The sequence below is a fragment of the Comamonas sp. A23 genome, from assembly GCF_004522605.1.
In the GTDB taxonomy this organism is placed as follows: domain Bacteria; phylum Pseudomonadota; class Gammaproteobacteria; order Burkholderiales; family Burkholderiaceae_C; genus Comamonas; species Comamonas thiooxydans.
Window position 1 is genome coordinate 716,455 of the sequence record NZ_RSDT01000002.1, and the last position, 14,016, is coordinate 730,470.

A 14,016-nucleotide genomic window follows, 5' to 3' on the forward strand; every position below is an offset into this window, starting at 1 on the left:
CTTGTTGCGCTTGTTGAACAACCATTTCAGGCATATTCATTGCTGAAGTCATTGAAGGAGCTGCGCTGGCAGCTCCTTTTTTCATTACAGCGGCGCAGAAGAAGCAAACTCCTGCGCGACCTGCTTGAGCCAGCCCTGGAAGGCCTGCAACGGCGGATAGGCCGAGCGGCTGGTCGGCCAGGCCAGGTAGTAGCGCTCGGCACTTTCCACCTCTGGCAGCTGCGGCAGGGCCTGGACCAGATCGCCGGTCTGCAGCTCGCACTGGATCAGAAACTTGGGCAGCAGCGCCACGCCCACGCCGGCAATAGCCGCCTGCGCCGCCGTGGCGAACTGATCGAACAGCATGCCCTGCATATCGCCGCCCTGGCAGCCCTGGCTGCCGAACCAGCGCTGCCAGGCGTCGGGGCGCGAAGCCAGATGCAGCAGCGGCGCGCGCAGCAGATCCTGGGGCCGGGCAAAGCCATGGCGGGCCGCCACATCGGGGCTGCAGGCCGGCACCACGGTCTCGCTCATGAGGAACTCCAGCTCCGCGCCCGGCCAGTTCGGCAAGCCGAAATGAATGGCCGCATCCACGGCCTCGAGCTGGAAATCGAACTGCGACAGCCGCGTTGTCAGATTGATGGTGATGCCCGGATGGGCGCTGAAGAACTGCGGCAGCCGCGGCGCCAGCCAGCGCGTGCCGAAGGTCGGCAGGATGGCCAGGTTCAGGCTGCCGCCCTGCGGATTGGTGCGAAAGCCCAGCGTGGCATTGGAGATGCGCGCCAGGGCAGCGCGTATCTCCTGCGCATAGGCCTGGCCCGCAGCGCTCAGGCGCACGGTCTGGCGCTCGCGCACGAACAGTTCGGTGCCCAGGCGCTCCTCCAGCGCGCGAATCTGGCGGCTGACGGCGCTTTGCGTCAGATGCAGCTCGGCGGCCGCTGCGGTAAAGCTCTGATGCCGCGCCGAGGCCTCGAAGGCGCAGAGCAGGGACATGGGGGGCAGAAAGCGACGGGATAACTGCATGGCGGCAAGGATGTGGGAGGGATTCGGGTGCAGGTTCATTCCATCCGGGTATGACCTGCAGGCCGGATTATCGTTTGACCAAAGTCATGACGGCGCAGAACATGCTGCATATTCCTGCGGCCCCGCCAGCGGCGCGGCCATCCCACGAACCCCAGCCCTTCTGTTTTGTCATGAGCGCCACGCCCCACGCCTCTTCCACCGCAGCCCGCTTTGTCAGCGTCGACGAGATCCGCACGCGCTTCTCGCGTGCCATGTCCGAGATGTACCGCAAGGAAGTGCCGCAGTACGGCACGCTGATCGACCTGGTGGCCGATGTCAACGCCGTGGCGCTGCAGGCCGACCCCGAACTGCGCCAGCGCATGAACAGCAGCGGCGAGCTCGAGCGCCTGGATGTGGAGCGCCATGGCGCCATCCGCGTGGGCACGGCCGAGGAACTGGCCACGCTGCGCCGCCTGTTCGCCGTGATGGGCATGGAGCCCGTGGGCTATTACGACCTCTCGGTGGCCGGCGTTCCCGTGCACTCCACGGCCTTTCGCCCCGTGCACGACGAGGCACTGCTGGCCAACCCGTTTCGTGTCTTCACCTCGCTGCTGCGCCTGGAGCTGATTGCCGATGCAGCGCTGCGCGCGCAGGCCGCCGAGATCCTCGAGCGCCGCAGCATCTTCACGCCACGCGCACTGGAGCTCATTGCCCAGGCCGAGCGTGACGGAGGCCTGGACAGCAGCAACGCCGACGCCTTCGTGCAGCAGGCCCTGGAGACCTTCCGCTGGCACAGCGACGCCACTGTGGATGCCGCCACCTACAAGGCCCTGCAGCAAGCCCACCGCCTGGTGGCCGATGTGGTGTGCTTCAAGGGCCCGCACATCAACCATCTGACGCCACGCACGCTGGACATAGACATGGCCCAGGCCGATATGCCCGCGCGCGGCATGGATGCCAAGGACGTGGTCGAAGGCCCGCCGCAGCGCGCCTGCCCCATCCTGCTGCGCCAGACCAGCTTCAAGGCACTCAAGGAGGCCGTGCGCTTTACCGATGCGGACGCCGCGGACAGTTCCGGCGCCCATACCGCGCGCTTTGGCGAGATCGAGCAGCGCGGTGTCGCGCTGACACGCAAGGGCCGCGCCCTCTACGACGAGCTGCTGGGCCTGGTGCGCGGCATAGACAGCGCGGGCAGCGCCGCGCCCGACTATGCACACCGCCTGCAGCAGGTCTTCACGCAGTTTCCCGACACGCACGAACAATTGCGCCGCCAGGGTCTGGCCTTCTACCGCTACCGCCTGACCGAGCAGGCTCAGGCCTCGCTTGCCCAAAGCCCTGCCGGTGCAGACCTGGAAGCACTGATCGACCGGGGTCTGGTGCAGGCCGAGCCGATTACCTATGAAGATTTTCTGCCCGTGAGCGCGGCCGGCATCTTCCAGTCCAACCTCGGCGGCGAGGAGCAAAAGCAATACCAGGCCCATGCCGCGCAGCAGGTCTTCGAAAGCGCGCTGGGCGCGCGCGTGCATGACGAGATCGCCCTGTACGAGGCCTCCGAGCAGCAATCCAGGGCTCAGGTTCTCGCAATGCTGTCGGGAGCTGTGGCATGAGTCGGGACAGCGCACTGGCTCCCTTTGCCGCGGTGTTTGCCGAGCCTGCGGGGTCTCCAATACGCGAGCTATTTCCCTACCTCTCGCGCCCCGGCATGATCTCGCTGGCCGGCGGCTATCCATCGCCCAGCCTCTTCGATGCCGAGGGCCTGGCCCAGGCTGCACAGCAGTCCATGGCCCAGGGCCCCGGCGCGCTGCAGTATGGCGCCACCGAAGGCCTGAGCGAGCTGCGCGAGGCCCTGGCGCAGCAGGCGCGCGAGCGCGGCATGCATGCGACGGCCGCAGACATACTCGTGACCACCGGATCGCAGCAGGCCTTTGACCTGCTGGTGCGCGTGCTCGTCGAGCCCGGCGACACGGTGCTGGTCGAGGTGCCGGCCTATCCCGCCACGCTGCAGGCCCTGCGTCTGGCCCAGGCGCGCATCCTGCCCGTTCCCATGGACGAGCAAGGCCTGCAGACAGAAGCCCTGGCCGATCTGCTGGCCGCACTGCCCGCCGGCCAGCGCCCCAAGCTGCTCTACACCGTGCCGAACTTCTCCAACCCGCGCGGCACGCTGCTGGCGGCCGAGCGCCGCGAGGCTCTGGTGCAACTGGCCAGGCAGCACGGCTTCTGGGTGGTCGAGGACGATCCCTATGGCGAGCTGCGCTTCGACGAGCCCGGCGGCATCCACCAAGCCATGCCGGGCACCGTGCGCGCCGCGGGCGAGCGGCTGGCCGAGCCCGGCTCCAACCCCGTCATCTATCTGTCCAGCCTGTCCAAGACCGTGGCCCCCGCGCTGCGCGTGGGCTGGATGCTGGCCGACGCACCGCTGCTGCGCCGCTGCACGGTGGCCAAGCAGACGGCCGATCTGTGCACCTCGCCGCTGACGCAGTCGGTCGCCGCCTGCTATCTGGCCAGCGGCCGCTACCCGGCTACCGTACAGCGCGCACGCCAGGAATACCAGCGCCGCATGCAGGCCCTGGTCCAGGGCCTGAACGCTGCACCGGACAGCGGCATACGCTGCTCGCGCCCCGCGGGCGGCATGTTCGTCTGGGCCGAGCTGGACCGCTACATCGACCCGCAAAAGCTCTTCGACGCCGCCGTGGCCCTGGGCGTGATCTATGTGCCTGGCAAGGCCTTCTATCCGGCCGATCCCGACCTGCACACGCTGCGCATGTCGTTTGCCGCGCCCGAGGTGCCGCAGATCGCGCAGGCCGTGGAGCGCTTGTGCCAGGCCGCCGCGCAAAGCCGCTGAGATAAAGCACCCTCTGTGCCGCTTCGCGTCTTCCCCCTCTCTGGCTTCGCCGGAGGGGACGGCACCGACGCTGCGGGGCGGCCCTTGCGCGGCGCCCGGCCATGCACAGCGCCATGAAACAACGGACAAGCAGGGGATCATCTGCACCAGCCCGGGCTGCGCGGCATAATCAGGGCTCCGACATCTTCTTAGCCATGGCCTGCCTGCACATGTCCACCGCTGCCCGCCTGCGCCGCTCTGCCCTTGCTGCAGAGCTGTCCGCGCGTGCCTGCGTGCTGCGTGCGCTGCACACCCGCCGCCATGGCATTCCCACCGCATTCGTGAGCCTGAGCGGTGTCACGGCCATGCTTTCCGCCGCCGTGCGGAAGGCTTGAAGCACACAGCTCACATCCTCCGCACGGCCTTCCCAAACAGCATTTCCCTGGTGCATAGGAGAGGTACGTCCACGTCTAAGGCGTCCGCACTGTCACGCGCACCGCATCTTGCTCAAAGGACGATCCGGAGGTCAGCCATGGACATGGAACTCACTCAAAATTTCTTGCGCGGCAAAAACCCATGTGCCATGGGCTACCGCTGGTTTGTGCGCAACAACCTGGCCGGCGGCGACTACCAGGCGGCCATGGACACCCAGGTGGCCGCCGGCCGCGTGGAAGATGCACGCTGGCTGCTGGAGAACTTCGGCTCCACCAACAGCGTGCTGGAGCTCGAGCACCTGGAGGCCGACAACTTCGTCTATGCCGGCACGCTGATCGTGCACGGCGATGTGCGCGTCCCCGGCCAGCTGCTGGTGGGTCGCAGCCTGGAGGCGGGCGGCGGCATACGCGCGGGCAAGCTGGAAGCGGGCGAAGAGATTCAATGCGGCGGCGCCATCTTTGCCGGTGAATTGCTCCAGGCCGGCGGCAGCATCAAGGCGGCCTGGAGCGTGGAGGTGCAAGGCGAGGTGCGCGCCGAAGACCTGCGCTGCGGCTGGGAGCTGCGCGGCGGCGGCCATGTAAAGCTCAAAGGCAATGCCCATATCGGCCAGGAGGTGCAGGTGCAAGGCGATATGCACTGCGGCAAGGGCCTGAAAGCAGGCGGCGCCATCGAGGTGCAGGGCCTGCTCGATGTAGGCCATGGCATTGCCGGCAATGACGGCATTCTGTGCGGCAACCATATTCAGGCCGGCTGGGGCATCAAGGCACAGGGCGATATCCGCGCGACCTGCAGCATCCGCAGCGGCGAGACCCTGCAGGCCGATGGCGAGATCGCGGCCGGCCCGGGCTACGGCGTGTTTGCCGGCATGAATGTGCAGATGCAGGCCTGGCCCGACTGCGCCTGGGTGCGCGCGCTCAAAAAGCCCGAGGCGCTGATCAGCGGCTTCTGGGAAGGCCGGCCGGCCTTCGCCTAGACGCTGGTCGGGTTAAGGTGCAAGCAGGCAAAATAGCTTTTTTGACCCAAGGCCAGCGCCCGGCGCCCGCCTGTTGATAAAAGAGAGTCTGCCCCGTGTTTACCGGCATCATTCAGGCCGTGGCAAAGATTGCCGCGCTGCGCGACCAGGACGGCCTGCGCACCTTCATCATGGAGTTTCCCGAAGGCTTCTGCCAGGATCTGGCCATTGGCGCCAGTGTCTCGCACGACGGCGTCTGCCTGACGGTGACCGAAAACCTCTCGCCCACCAGCGCCAGCTTTGATGTGATGCTGCAAAGCCTGAACATCACCACGCTGGGCAGCTACAAGGCCGGCGACACGCTCAATGTGGAGCGCGCCGCCAGGGATGGCGCCGAGATTGGCGGCCACCCTCTGTCGGGCCATGTGGACTTCACGGCGCCGCTGCTGGAGCTGATGCAGACCGAGACCAATCACAAGATCCGCTTCGGCATTCCCGAGGCCTTTCGCCCCTATGTGTTTGCCAAGGGCTATATCGCTGTCAACGGCGCCAGCCTGACGGTGGCCGAGGTGAATCGCAAGGAGGGCTGGTTCGAGGTCTGGCTGATTCCCGAAACCCTGCGCATGACGGTGTTCGGCGACAAAAAGGTCGGCGATCTGGTCAATATCGAGATCGAGCGCAGCACCCAGGTGGTGGTCGATACCGTGCGCGAAACCGTGGAAGCCAGCCTGGGCCGGCTCAAGCCCGTGCTCGAAGCCCTGCTGCAGGAAAAAGGTCTGAGCCTGGACGATTTTGTGGATGTGCCGCAACTGCCCAAGCAATAGCCCCGGGTCAGAGGCAAGCGTCAGAACATCTTCCGGCGCCCACCCCATGCCCTCTTTTCAGAGAGCCGGTTTGAAGCGCTTGAGCCGCAGCGCGTTGGAGAGCACGAATACGCTGGAAAGTGCCATGGCTCCGGCCGCAAACACCGGTGACAGCAACATGCCGTTGAACGGATAGAGCAGACCTGCCGCCACCGGTATCAGCGCCACGTTGTAGGCAAAGGCCCAGAACAGGTTCTCGCCAATGTTCTTCATGGTGGCCTTGGACAGCGCGATTGCATTCGGCACGCCCGAGAGATCGCCCGACATCAGCACCACATCGGCCGCCTCGATGGCGATATCGGTGCCCGTGCCTATGGCAATGCCCACATCGGCTTCGGCCAGGGCTGGCGCGTCGTTGATGCCGTCGCCCACATAGGCCAGCGTGCCATGCTCGGCCTTGAGGCGCTTCACGCTCTCGACCTTGCCGCCGGGCAGCACTTCTGCCACCACCTCATCAATGCCCAGCTGCCTGGCGATCGCCTCGGCCGTGTGGCGGTTGTCGCCGGTAATCATGGCCACCTTCAGGCCCAGCGCATGCAAGGCATCGATCGCCGGCTTGGTGGTGGACTTGATCGGATCAGCCACGGCAATCATGGCCGCCACCTTGCCGCCGATGGCCGCATACAGCGGCGTCTTGCCTTCGCTGCCCAGGCGCTCGGCCTCGGCCGCAAAGCCGTCAACGCTCAGGCCAAGTTCGCGCATGAACCGGTCGGCACCAATCTCCACCTGGTCGCCCAGCACCAGGGCACGCACGCCGAAACCGGTCACCGATGCGAAGTCGCTGATGGCCGGGACCTCCAGCCCCTCGGCCTTGGCTGCATCGACAATGGCGCGTGCAATCGGATGCTCGCTGCGATCTTCCACGGCAGCCACCTGCGCCAGCACGGCGGCACGTTCAAAACCATCGGCCAGCACCAGGTCGGTGAGTTCGGGACGGCCACGGGTCAGCGTGCCGGTCTTGTCCACCGCCACCACCCTGGCATCCTTGAGCTGCTGCAGTGCCTCGCCCTTGCGCAGCAACACTCCCATTTGCGCGGCACGCCCGGTTCCCACCATGATGGAAGTCGGCGTGGCCAGCCCCATGGCGCAGGGGCAGGCAATGATGAGCACGGCCACGGCATTGACCAGGGCAAAGCTCAGCGCGGGATCGGGACCCCAGATCAGCCAGATCACAAAAGTCAGCAGGGCCGCCGCCATCACGGCCGGCACAAACCACATGGTGATCTTGTCCACCAGCGCCTGGATCGGCAGCTTGCTGCCCTGGGCCTGCTCCACCATGCGGATGATCTGCGCCAGCAGCGTATCGGCGCCCACCTTGGTGGCTCTGAAAGCCAGCGCGCCATTCTGATTGACCGTGCCGCCCACCACTTCGGCGCCCTCGGCCTTCTCGACCGGCACGGGCTCGCCGCTGATCATGGATTCGTCGACAAAGCTGCGGCCTTCGATGACCAGGCCATCTACGGGAATACGCTCGCCCGGCCGCACTTCGATCAGGTCGCCGGCGCGCACCTGGGCAATGTCGATTTCCTGCACCAGGCTTCCCTTGCGCACGCGCGCGGTCTTGGCCTGCAACTGCACCAGGCGGCGAATGGCCTCCGAGGTATTGCCCTTGGCACGCGCCTCCAGAAAACGGCCCAGCAGGATCAGCGCGACGATGACGGCCGCAGCTTCGAAGTACACATTCACCGTGCCTGCGGGCAGCCATTGCGGCACAAAGGTCGCGACTACCGAATAAGCGAATGCCGCCGAGGTGCCCACCGCGACCAGCGAATTCATATCGGGCGCAGCGCGCAGCAGGGCGGGCACGCCTTTCTCGAAAAAGCGCCGGCCCGGCCCGAACAGCACCACGGCCGTCAGCGCAAACTGGATGTACCAGCTGTTCTGCGTGCCGATGCTGCCCGCAATCCAGTGGTGAAATGCGGGCACCATGTGACCGCCCATTTCCAGCAGAAACACGGGCAGTGCGAACACGGTCGCAAAGATCAGCGAGCGCTTGAGCGACTCGCGCTCCTGCGCCTGGCGCTGGGCTGCGGCGTCCTCACCGGTTGCGGCAACGTTGTGCAGCACGGGTTGCGCTTCATAGCCGGCCTTTTCGATCGCCGCAATCAAGCTGCTCACATCCACGCTGCCCTGCAGTTGCACGCTGGCACGCTCGGTCGCAAGATTCACCACGGCGTTCTGGACACCGGGCACTTTCTTGAGCGCACGCTCCACGCGGCCCACACAGGACGCACAGGTCATGCCGCCCACCTGCAAATCCACGCTTTGCGCAGGTACCGCATAGCCTGCTTTTTCAATCGCCGCCACGGCTTGCGGCAGGATGGCCGCAGCCTGCGCCGGATCGGCCACGGTGAGGCTGGCTTTTTCCGTGGCCAGATTGACCACGGCCTCCTGCACACCCGGCACTTTCTTGAGCGCCCGCTCCACCCGGCCCACGCAGGATGCGCAGGTCATTCCTTCCACAGACAGCTCAAAGGCTCCGCTTTTGGTCAGTGCATTCATCGCGTTCTCCATTCACGTTGAAGGCCACTGTAGAGATTGACATCATGTAAAGGTCAACCCCCCGGCAAAAACCTCTGCAGCAAGGGTGCAAACATGCGGCGGTTCAGTCTGTGATTTCGGGCAGCCCGAAGTGCTGCAGCAGACATGCCTCGGCCTGCGCAAGCATGGCCTGCAGGCCATGCCGTGTGGAACTTGCCATGTGCGGCGTCAGCACCGTATTGGGCAGAGTCATCAAGGCTTCGGGCACTTGCGGCTCATGCACGAACACATCGAGCGCCGCCGCCGCAATCGTGCGTTCCTGCAACGCCTGCCGAAGCGCCTGTTCATCCACGATGGAACCACGCCCCACATTCACCAGTACGCCCTGCGGGCCCAGGGCCTGAAGCACTTCGGCATCGATCAGGCCTCGGGTTGCAGGACCACCGCTGGCGCAGACCACGAGAAAATCCACATCTGCGGCCAGCTCCAGCACACTGTCACACCAGCGGTACGGCACATCGTTCTTGGGAGCGCGCCCCGTATAGGCAATCGACATATCAAAGGCCTGCGAGCGCCTAGCCACAGCACGGCCGATGCGCCCCAGGCCGACGATGCCCATGCGCTGCCCCGAAAAACGCAAGGTGGGTGGATACCGTCCCCGCAGCCAGCGACCGTGTCGCACAAACTCATGGGCCTGCACAATCTCGCGCGTGGCAGCCAGCAGCAAAGCCAGCGCGTGATCGGCGATATCTTCGGCAGAGATAGCTGGCGTGTTGCGCACCTTGATGCCCATCTGCTCTGCTGCGTCGAGATCGATGCCGTCCATGCCCACGCCAATGACCACGATCAGCTCCAGTGCAGGCCACTGCAGCAACTGCTCGCTGCCGATGACGGACTGCGCATTGCACAGCATGGCGCGCACCTGGCCGGACAGCGAGCTGCTGCGGAAGCTATCAAGCGCAGCCGCGTCAAGCAGCTCGAACTGCAGCTGCAGTCTTTCGCGCATGGCTGGCGTCAGCGCCGTGTGCAGCAGCAGCCGGGGACGCTGCGGGAGCGGTGATTCATGAATGGACATAAGAGAGCTTTCGGCAGATCGATGCAGTCCTGGCTTCCCGCTCTCAGCGGGCGGGAAGCCAGAGCGGGCTTAGTCCAGCACGCGGGGGTCTCGGCGGATTTCCTCGCGGCACATGGCCTCCCAGAGGAAGGGAAAGCCGTTGAGATCGGTGCGCGCTCCGGTCGCCTCGATCACGGCATCGCTCAAGGGGGTGCCGCCGCCGAGCGCCTGCACCCGCCAGGCCAGGCGGCAGCGCCACTCCAGCGTGATGGCACGCAGATGCGCCTGTCGAATGCTCTCGCCCACCACCAGCGCACCATGATTGGCCAGCAGCGCCCATTTGCTCTGGCCCAATGCGTTGGCCACGGCATTGCCCAGCTCGCGCTGCTCCACCGTGCCCCGGTATTCGTCATAGACCACGGGGTCGGTATCGACCAGGGCCGAGGTCTGGTCATACACCGGCGGCACCTTGCCCGTGGCCGACCAGACCGAGCTCCATTCGGGATGGTTGTGGATGACCACGCGCACATCGTGGCGCTTTTCATGCACGTCCATGTGCAGCCGGATGGCCGGAGTGATGTTCCAGTCGCCCTCGATCACCTGGCCTTGCGCATCCAGCCTCAGGATGTCCGAGGCCGTCAGCTCGCTCCAGGTCAGCTCCCAGGGATTGGCAAGATAGCTGCCGTCATCCAGGCGCAGCGTGATGTGGCCCGCGATATGGTCGTTATAGCCTTCGCGCGAGAGCACGCGGCACAGCAGCGCAAGCTGCTGGCGATCACCGAGCGCTGGCAGCAGCGGCTTGCGGCCCGGACGCGGCGCATATCTGGACAGCAGCTCCCGGTTCAGTCCGTCATGGCGCATGCTGCCTCCTGTTCGTTGTGCTTCCGGGCGGCAACGCCCTGGCGTGCAAACACCGACGCACGGTGCATGCGACGCTGGTGCGGCGCATAGTCCATGATGGCGTTGTGCACCACGCTGCGGTTGTCCCAGATCACCATATCGCCCAGCGCCCAGCGGTGCTTGAACAGGAACTCCACCTGCATGCAGTGCGCATGCAGATAGGCCAGGATGGCACGGCTTTCAGCCTGTGGCAGACCATCTATATGCGTGACATAGGTGGGACTGACGTAGAGCGCCTTGCGCCCCGTGAGCGGATGCACTCGCACCATGGGGTGCAACTGGCGACGGTTTTGCCCGACCACTTCCACATAGCGCTCATGCGTGCAGATGCCATGCTGCAGCGCCGCCGTCATGGGGCTGTTCATGTCATGCCAGGCACTCAGACCATCGAGGTACTGCTTCATCTGCGGCGACAGCGCATCGTAGGCACTGGTCATGCTGATCCAGCAGGTATCTCCACCCGTGGGCGGCAGGATGCGAGCATGGGTCATGGTGACAATGGGCGGACTGGGCAGAAAGCTCTCGTCGTGGTGCCACATATCGGCACGGTCGCCGAGCTTGGAGTCTATGACTGTGATCTGCTCATAGCCCTGGCCCAGATTGGGATAGAAGGTATGGACTTCGGCTTCGCCAAAATGACGGGCAATCGCCAGATGCTGGTCGGGCGTCATATCGGGCACATGCAGCACCAGTGCTTCATGTCTGAGCAGGGCGGCTTCCAACTCCTGCAAGGTTTGCGCAGACAACGGGTCTGCCAGGTCCAGCTGCGGCACTTCGGCACCGATGCGCGGGCCGAGAATCCGAACCGAGATGGGGAATGACATGGGCTTTCTCCTCTATGCAATGTCTTGCCCGAGTGCAGTGCTTCTGTCTCCTCCACAGCGTCTGCCTCAGGCTCTGTCGGGCCGCTCCTTAGCGCTAGGATGGTGAGCTGCCTGGTACAAAGTCTAGGCAGAGGAAGTGCGTTTTTCCACTCGCATTCCAGCCCCCTCAAAGACGTCGCAAGTCATTGATGGAAAAAGAAAAAATCAGCGCCAACAGATAAACCGAAGACAGGACTTGCATTTCATGGAAGCGCCCGCCACCCCACGCCCCAAGGACCAGTTGCCGCAACCGCGCAAACAGCCTGTGCAGGCACGCTCCAGAGCGCTGGTCGATGCCATTGCCGAAGCCTGTTTGCGTCTTCTCGAAAAAGAGGGCGAGGACGCTCTCACGGTCAATCGCATTGCAGAAGTATCGGGCGCTGCCGTGGGCTCCATCTACCAATATTTTCCCAACAAGGAATCCATGATTGCGGCAGTGTATGAACGCCTGCTCGATCAGGAATCCGAGCAGCTTTTCCAGATGCGCGAGCAGTTGCAGGGCCTGTCGCTCGAAGCCATATTGCGCCAGGTCTTTGCGAACATGATCCGGGTCGAGCAGCGGCTGCATCAGCTCAGCCATGCTTTCCACACGCGCTATCGCACGGCCTTGCATCTGGGCCTGTGGCATGCACCGCAGGCCAGCCGGGAGGAATTCATCAACACCACCTGGCTGCCACTGCTGCAGATGCATGGCTCGCAGGTACAGACCGACAACCTGCCACTGGCTGCCTATCTGCTGGGCCAGGGCCTGCGCGAGATCATTCACAGTGCCGTGCACGATGTGCCGCAGCAGGCCCGCTCACCCGAGTTTCTCGACGCACTGGTGGCCATGGCTATGAGCTGCGTGAAGCGAGGCTAGAAAAACAAAGCGCGACACAGAGGTCGCGCTTCGAGCGGGGCTGACTATGCCTATCGGATATGTGCGATCACGGCACCCAAGGTCTGTGCAGAGCCTGCCTGTGCGGCCAATGTGACACGACCGCTCTTGTGGGCCGAGACCTGCATTTCCATTTTCATGGCTTCCATCACGGCGATCACATCGCCTTCCTTGACCTCGTCGCCATCGACGACCTTCCAGGCATGCAGATTGCCGGCAATCGGCGAGATGACCGCCTCAGGGTCCACGCTTTGCTGCGTGACGGACTGAGACACGCCAGTCGTCGGCGCGGACAGACCTTGCAGCAGCATGGCGGGCAGGCCCAGTTGCACGCGGCGGCCGTCGATCTCGATGGCGGTGCGCAGCAGGCTGGTATCGGCCACAGGTTCGGCGCGGGCAGCCGCTGCCAGCGGCTCGGCAAACTCGGTCTCGATCCAGCGGGTGTGGACATTGAAACCAGCAGTCCCCACAAAGTCGGCCTGATTCAGCACGGCCTTGTGGAAAGGCAGCACCGAAGCCACGCCCTCGATGCGGAACTCGGCCAGCGCACGTCGGGCGCGGGCCAGGGCCTGCTCACGCGTGGCCCCGGTGACGATGAGCTTGGCCATCATGGAGTCGAACGTGCCGGGGATCACCGAACCGGTTTCGACGCCCGAATCGAGTCGCACGCCCGGCCCCGAAGGAGGGGCAAAGCGCGTGATCAGACCCGGTGTGGGCAGAAAGCCGCGCCCCACATCTTCGGCATTGATGCGGAACTCGATGGAATGGGCCCGTGGTGCCGGAGTTTGCGTGAAGGACAGCGGCAGACCGTCGGCCACGCGCAGCTGTTCCTGCACCAGATCGATGCCCGTGGTTTCCTCGGTCACGGTGTGCTCGACCTGCAAGCGGGTATTGACCTCGAGGAAGGAGATGGAGCCATTGCCGCTGAGCAGGAATTCCACGGTTCCGGCGCTGATATAGCCTGCCTGCGCACAGATAGCCTTCGCCGCACTGTGAATGCGTTCACGCTGCGCCTCGGTGATGAAGGGTGCCGGCGCTTCTTCCACCAGCTTCTGGTTGCGACGCTGCAGCGAACAGTCGCGCGTGCCCAGCACCACCACATTGCCGTGCGTGTCGGCAATCACCTGTGCCTCGATATGGCGCGGCTTGTCGAGGAACTGCTCCACAAAGCATTCGCCACGGCCGAAAGCCGTCACGGCCTCGCGCACGGCAGAGGCATACAGCTCGGCCACTTCGTCCATGCGCCAGGCGATCTTCATGCCACGGCCACCGCCACCAAAAGCAGCCTTGATGATGATGGGCAGGCCATGCTGCTGGGCAAAGGCCAGCACTTCGTCGGCATCCTTGACGGGATCCGGCGTGCCAGCCACCAGCGGCGCTCCGACCTGCAGCGCAATCTTGCGCGCCTCGACCTTGTCGCCCAGCTTGGCAATGGTGTCGGGACGCGGACCGATCCAGATCAGACCCGCATCCAGCACGGCCTGGGCAAAGGCTTCGCTCTCGGACAGAAAGCCATAGCCGGGATGGACGGCGTCGGCGCCCGAGCGCCTGGCGATCGCAATCAGCTTGGCGATGTTCAGATAGGTGTCGGCGGGCTTGTCGCCGTCGAGGCCGTAGGCTTCATCGGCGCGGCGCACATGCAGAGCATCGATATCGGCATCGGCATAGACGGCGACGGACTTCACGCCATAGTCGGCGCAGGCTCGCGCGATGCGCACGGCGATCTCGCCACGGTTGGCAATCAGAACTTTGGTAATCATGGTTGCCACCTCAGAAAGCGTAAGACAGG

Annotated in this window: 12 protein-coding genes; 6 read left to right on the forward strand and 6 right to left on the reverse strand. The window is 64.8% G+C overall.

The window, feature by feature from the left end; genetic code table 11:
- Positions 1-84 precede the first annotated feature (84 nt).
- Positions 85-1,002: a LysR family transcriptional regulator gene (locus tag EIC84_RS07720; protein WP_034361365.1), complete on the reverse strand. Its 918-nt coding sequence runs from the start codon at positions 1,000-1,002 to the stop codon at positions 85-87.
- Positions 1,003-1,172: 170 nt separating this feature from the next.
- On the opposite strand from EIC84_RS07720, the gene EIC84_RS07725 reads away from it, so the two are divergent.
- The 5 genes from EIC84_RS07725 (at position 1,173) to EIC84_RS07745 (ending at position 6,013) form a co-directional block, all read left to right on the forward strand.
- Positions 1,173-2,588 carry a VOC family protein gene (locus EIC84_RS07725; protein WP_034361363.1) on the forward strand — a complete coding sequence of 472 codons (1,416 nt, stop codon included), beginning with the start codon at positions 1,173-1,175 and terminating at the stop codon, positions 2,586-2,588.
- Positions 2,585-3,823 (forward strand): PLP-dependent aminotransferase family protein, encoded by a 1,239-nt coding sequence (locus EIC84_RS07730; protein ID WP_003061802.1) that lies wholly within the window; start codon positions 2,585-2,587, stop codon positions 3,821-3,823. The genes EIC84_RS07725 and EIC84_RS07730 overlap by 4 nt, the downstream gene beginning before the upstream one ends.
- Positions 3,824-4,017: 194 nt before the next feature.
- Positions 4,018-4,197: a hypothetical protein gene (locus tag EIC84_RS07735; RefSeq protein ID WP_003061800.1), complete on the forward strand. Its 180-nt coding sequence runs from the start codon at positions 4,018-4,020 to the stop codon at positions 4,195-4,197.
- 143 nt (positions 4,198-4,340) lie between these two features.
- Positions 4,341-5,210: a FapA family protein gene (locus EIC84_RS07740; protein WP_240701974.1), complete on the forward strand. Its 870-nt coding sequence runs from the start codon at positions 4,341-4,343 to the stop codon at positions 5,208-5,210.
- A gap of 95 nt (positions 5,211-5,305) precedes the next feature.
- Positions 5,306-6,013, forward strand: a complete 708-nt coding sequence (locus EIC84_RS07745) for a riboflavin synthase (RefSeq protein WP_003061796.1) — start codon at positions 5,306-5,308, stop codon at positions 6,011-6,013.
- A 57-nt stretch (positions 6,014-6,070) separates the two neighbouring features.
- Here EIC84_RS07745 and EIC84_RS07750 read toward each other — a convergent pair whose 3' ends face one another.
- The 4 genes from EIC84_RS07750 to EIC84_RS07765 form a co-directional block, all read right to left on the reverse strand.
- Positions 6,071-8,554 carry a heavy metal translocating P-type ATPase gene (locus EIC84_RS07750; protein WP_003061794.1) on the reverse strand — a complete coding sequence of 828 codons (2,484 nt, stop codon included), beginning with the start codon at positions 8,552-8,554 and terminating at the stop codon, positions 6,071-6,073.
- Between the two features lie 103 nt (positions 8,555-8,657).
- Positions 8,658-9,608, reverse strand: a complete 951-nt coding sequence (locus tag EIC84_RS07755; protein WP_003061792.1) for a 2-hydroxyacid dehydrogenase — start codon at positions 9,606-9,608, stop codon at positions 8,658-8,660.
- A gap of 69 nt (positions 9,609-9,677) precedes the next feature.
- Positions 9,678-10,448, reverse strand: a complete 771-nt coding sequence (locus EIC84_RS07760) for a class II aldolase/adducin family protein (RefSeq protein WP_034361290.1) — start codon at positions 10,446-10,448, stop codon at positions 9,678-9,680.
- Positions 10,430-11,311 carry a TauD/TfdA family dioxygenase gene (locus tag EIC84_RS07765; protein ID WP_003061789.1) on the reverse strand — a complete coding sequence of 294 codons (882 nt, stop codon included), beginning with the start codon at positions 11,309-11,311 and terminating at the stop codon, positions 10,430-10,432. The genes EIC84_RS07760 and EIC84_RS07765 overlap by 19 nt, the downstream gene beginning before the upstream one ends.
- Positions 11,312-11,555: 244 nt before the next feature.
- Here EIC84_RS07765 and EIC84_RS07770 point away from each other — a divergent pair, with 244 nt between their 5' ends.
- Positions 11,556-12,209 (forward strand): TetR/AcrR family transcriptional regulator, encoded by a 654-nt coding sequence (locus tag EIC84_RS07770; RefSeq protein ID WP_003061787.1) that lies wholly within the window; start codon positions 11,556-11,558, stop codon positions 12,207-12,209.
- Positions 12,210-12,259: 50 nt separating this feature from the next.
- On the opposite strand, the gene EIC84_RS07775 is transcribed toward EIC84_RS07770, so the two are convergent.
- Positions 12,260-13,984, reverse strand: coding sequence for a biotin carboxylase N-terminal domain-containing protein (locus tag EIC84_RS07775; RefSeq protein ID WP_034361360.1), 1,725 nt, complete (start codon positions 13,982-13,984; stop codon positions 12,260-12,262).
- Positions 13,985-14,016 lie beyond the last annotated feature (32 nt).

What these genes read in the sequence shown, in the direction of transcription:
- EIC84_RS07720 (WP_034361365.1), bottom strand. Translation starts at nt 1,002, where the DNA reads ATGCAGTTATCCCGTCGCTTTCTGCCCCCCATGTCCCTGCTCTGCGCC.
- EIC84_RS07725 (WP_034361363.1), top strand. Translation starts at nt 1,173, where the DNA reads ATGAGCGCCACGCCCCACGCCTCTTCCACCGCAGCCCGCTTTGTCAGC.
- EIC84_RS07730 (WP_003061802.1), top strand. Translation starts at nt 2,585, where the DNA reads ATGAGTCGGGACAGCGCACTGGCTCCCTTTGCCGCGGTGTTTGCCGAG.
- EIC84_RS07735 (WP_003061800.1), top strand. Translation starts at nt 4,018, where the DNA reads ATGGCCTGCCTGCACATGTCCACCGCTGCCCGCCTGCGCCGCTCTGCC.
- EIC84_RS07740 (WP_240701974.1), top strand. Translation starts at nt 4,341, where the DNA reads ATGGAACTCACTCAAAATTTCTTGCGCGGCAAAAACCCATGTGCCATG.
- EIC84_RS07750 (WP_003061794.1), bottom strand. Translation starts at nt 8,554, where the DNA reads ATGAATGCACTGACCAAAAGCGGAGCCTTTGAGCTGTCTGTGGAAGGA.
- EIC84_RS07755 (WP_003061792.1), bottom strand. Translation starts at nt 9,608, where the DNA reads ATGTCCATTCATGAATCACCGCTCCCGCAGCGTCCCCGGCTGCTGCTG.
- EIC84_RS07760 (WP_034361290.1), bottom strand. Translation starts at nt 10,448, where the DNA reads ATGCGCCATGACGGACTGAACCGGGAGCTGCTGTCCAGATATGCGCCG.
- EIC84_RS07765 (WP_003061789.1), bottom strand. Translation starts at nt 11,311, where the DNA reads ATGTCATTCCCCATCTCGGTTCGGATTCTCGGCCCGCGCATCGGTGCC.
- EIC84_RS07770 (WP_003061787.1), top strand. Translation starts at nt 11,556, where the DNA reads ATGGAAGCGCCCGCCACCCCACGCCCCAAGGACCAGTTGCCGCAACCG.